Source organism: Streptomyces sp. NPDC003327 (genome assembly GCF_053589515.1).
The window spans coordinates 1-3777 of record NZ_JBSFSA010000090.1 but is presented as its reverse complement, the minus strand read 5'-3'; the positions used below and the strand labels follow the sequence as shown (position 1 = coordinate 3777).

Here is a 3777-nt window from a genome sequence, read left to right as displayed (position 1 = left end):
GGGCGCGGGGGGCCGGGGGAGGCCCCGGGCCGCAGGCCGGGGGCCCGCCCCGAACCCCCCGCCCCGGAGCCGGGCCGCCCCGCCCCGGCCCCGGGGGCTCCGGCCGCCGGGGCGCCCCGCGCGGCGGCCGACCACAAGGCGAAGCCCCGGACCGCGCCGAGGGCCCAGCCCCCGGCGCGGCCGGCCCCGCCTCCCGCGCCGCTCGCCCCGTCACGGCCCACCACGGTCGCCGTTCCCGCCATCACCGTCGAGGCCCCGGTCGCGCGCCTCGGCCTCGACGCCGAGGGCAGACTCGCGACCCCGCCCGTCGACAACCCCCGGGTCGTCGGCTGGTACGACGGCGGTCCGACCCCGGGCGAGCGCGGCACCGCCGTCGTCGTCGGCCACCGCGACACCCGCACCGGGCCGGCCGTCTTCCTCAACCTCAACTCGCTCAGCGCGGGCAACACCGTCCGGGTGGCCCGCGCCGACGGCCGCGTCGCCGTCTTCACCGTCGACCGCGTCCGTACGTACGCCAAGGAGGACTTCCCCGACAAGGAGGTGTACGGCGCCACCGGGCGGGCCGAGTTGCGGCTGCTCACCTGCGGCGGCACCTTCGACCCGAAGACGGGTTACGAGGCGAACATCGTCGTCTTCGCCCACCTCACCGACATCGCCGAGGCGTTGTGACCGGCCGGACCCGGTGAGACCACTCGCGCGACCCGCGACGACCCCGAGCCGACGGACCCCAGCCGCGTCCGTCGGCTTCCTCGTGCCCGCGCCCGGGGTGCCCGCGCGTTCGGGGTGCCCGAGGTGGCCGGGGTGCCCGCGCGTACGGGGTGCCCGAGATGGCCGGGACCGGCCGTGGACAGGGGGCGGCCCGCGGGGGCACGATCGGGCCCGTACGGGGAGCCGGCGGCCCCGCCCCCACGCGTGGCCGACGCGGAGTGACCCGGGGCACTCCCCGTATCCCTGGCGCCGAAAAACTAACAGCGCTAGTTTGGGGCGACGGTGCCGCGAGCGCGCCGCCGTCCGTCCGGTGAGGGATGAGGGAGAGGGAAGCGGATGAAGGCCCACGACGCGATGTACATCGGCGGGGAGTGGCGGCCCGCCGCCACCGCCGAGACGATTCCCGTGATCAACCCCGCCGACGAGCAGGTCGTCGGACACGTCCCGGCCGGCACGGCCGAGGACGTCGACGCCGCCGTCCGCGCCGCTCGCGCCGCGCTCCCCGGCTGGGCCGCCACCCCGCCCGCCGAACGCGCCGCCCGCATCGCCGCCCTGCGCGACGCGCTCGCCGCCCGCGCCGAGGAGATCGCCGCCACCGTCACGGCGGAGCTCGGCGCCCCGCCCAAGCTCGCCGCCGCCGTCCACGCGGGCCTGCCGATCGCCGTCGCCGGCACCTACGCCGAACTGGCCGCCACCCACCCCTTCGAGGAGAAAGTCGGCAACTCCACCGTCTACGCCGAGCCGGTCGGCGTCGTCGCCGCGATCACCCCGTGGAACTACCCGCTCCACCAGATCGTCGCCAAGGTCGCCCCGGCCCTCGCCGCCGGCTGCACGACCGTCCTCAAGCCCGCCGAGGACACCCCGCTCACCGCCCAGCTCTTCGCCGAGGCCGTGCACGAGGCGGGGCTCCCCGCCGGTGTCTTCAACCTGGTCACCGGGCTCGGCCCGGTCGCCGGCCAGGCGCTCGCCGAGCACCCGGACGTGGACCTCGTCTCCTTCACCGGCTCCACCGCCGTCGGCCGCCGCATCGGCGCGCTCGCGGGCGGCGCCGTCAAGCGGGTCGCCCTCGAACTGGGCGGCAAGTCCGCCAACGTGATCCTGCCGAGCGCGGACCTGCCCAGGGCCGTCGCCGTCGGCATCGCCAACGTCATGTCCAACTCCGGCCAGACGTGCAGCGCCTGGACCCGCATGCTCGTCCCCGCCGACCGGTACGAGGAGGCGGTGGCGCTCGCCGCCGAGGCCGCCGCCAAGTACGTCCCCGGCGACCGGCTCGGCCCGCTCGTCAACGCCAAGCAGCGGGAGCGCGTCCGCGGCTACATCGAGAAGGGCGTCGAGGAGGGCGCCCGGCTCGTCGCCGGCGGCCCCGAGGCCCCGCGCGAGACCGGCTACTACGTCGCCCCGACCGTCTTCGCCGACGTCACCCCGGAGATGACGATCGCCCAGGAGGAGATCTTCGGGCCGGTGGTCTCGATCCTCCGGTACGAGGACGAGGACGAGGCCCTGGCCATCGCCAACGGCACCGAGTACGGGCTCTCCGGCGCCGTCTGGGGCGAGCAGGAGGAGGCCGTGGCCTTCGCCCGCAGGATGGACACCGGCCAGGTCGACATCAACGGCGGCCGCTTCAACCCGCTGGCCCCCTTCGGCGGTTACAAGCAGTCGGGCGTGGGCCGGGAGCTCGGCACGCACGGCCTGGCCGAGTACCTCCAGACCAAGTCCCTCCAGTTCTGAGGGCACGGTCCCGTCGACCGTCGACCGTCGACCGTCGACCGTCGACCGGCGAACCGCCGCGCCCGTGCCGCGAACCGCCGCGCCCGCCCCGCCCGGGGGAGCGGCGGTTCCGCCCGTACGACCCTCCGTACCGTTCCCAGTCCCGAGGAGCACCGCTCGTGACCACGATCCGCGCCGCCGTCCTGCCCGCCGTCGGCTCTCCCCTGGAGATCACCGGCATCGAGCTGCCCGAGCCCGGCCCCGGCCAGGTACGCGTCCGCCTCGCCGCCGCCGGGGTCTGCCACTCCGACCTCTCCATCGCCAACGGCACGATGCGCCTGCCCGTCCCGGCGGTCCTCGGCCACGAGGGGGCGGGCACCGTCGTCTCCGTCGGCGAGGGCGTGACGCACATCGCCCCTGGTGACGCCGTGGTCCTCAACTGGGCGCCGTCCTGCGGCGCGTGCCATCCGTGCTCGCTCGGCGAGGTCTGGCTCTGCGTCAACGCCCTGGCCGGTGCGGCCGACGTGTACGCCCGCACCGAGGACGGCACCGCGCTCCACCCGGGGCTCAACGTCGCCGCCTTCGCCGAGGAGACGGTCGTCGCCGCCTCCTGCGTGCTGCCCGCCCCGGAGGGGGTGCCGCTCACCGACGCCGCCCTGCTCGGCTGCGCCGTCCTCACCGGCTGGGGCGCGGTCCACCACTCCGCCCGGGTCCGGGAGGGCGAGACCGTCGCGGTCTTCGGTGTCGGCGGCGTGGGCCTCGCCACGCTCCAGGCCGCCCGGATCGCCGGGGCCTCGACGATCGTCGCCGTGGACGTCTCGCCGGAGAAGGAGGCCCTGGCCAGGGCGGCCGGGGCGACGGAGTACGTGGTGGCGTCGGAGACCACCGCCCGCGCGATCCGGGGACTGACCGGCGGCCAGGGCGTCGACGTGGCCGTGGAGTGCGTCGGCCGGGCCGCCACCATCCGTACCGCCTGGGAGTCCACCCGGCGCGGCGGCCGCACCACGGTCGTCGGCATCGGCGGCAAGGACCAGCAGGTCACCTTCCACGCCCTGGAGATCTTCCACTGGGGCCGCACCCTGGCCGGCTGCGTCTACGGGAACTCCGACCCGGCCGCGGACCTGCCCGTCCTCGCCGAGCACATCCGCGCCGGACGGTTCGACCTGGCGTCGCTGGTCACCGAGCGGATCACCCTGGAGGGCATCCCCGGCGCCTTCGACAACATGCTGGCGGGGAAGGGCGGCCGCGCCCTGGTGGTCTTTCCGTCCTGACGGAGGACCGGCCGGCCGGGGGGGGGGCGGGGGGGGCGGGGGGGGGGGGGGGGGGGTGGGGGGGGGGGGGGGGTGGGGGGGGGTGTGTTTT

Annotated in this window: 3 protein-coding genes; all 3 read left to right on the top strand. The window is 76.6% G+C overall.

From position 1 onward, the window contains the following. Positions 1-669, top strand: a 669-nt coding sequence (locus tag ACWDVG_RS31465; protein ID WP_451704326.1) for a class F sortase, incomplete at its 5' end; no start/stop codon positions are given. A 375-nt stretch (positions 670-1044) separates the two neighbouring features. Further along, positions 1045-2436: an aldehyde dehydrogenase family protein gene (locus ACWDVG_RS31460; protein ID WP_451704324.1), complete on the top strand. Its 1392-nt coding sequence runs from the start codon at positions 1045-1047 to the stop codon at positions 2434-2436. 158 nt (positions 2437-2594) lie between these two features. Beyond that, entirely contained in the window at positions 2595-3686 is a 1092-nt protein-coding gene (locus tag ACWDVG_RS31455) for a Zn-dependent alcohol dehydrogenase (protein WP_451704322.1), read from the top strand. The last annotated feature ends 91 nt before the right edge of the window (positions 3687-3777 follow it).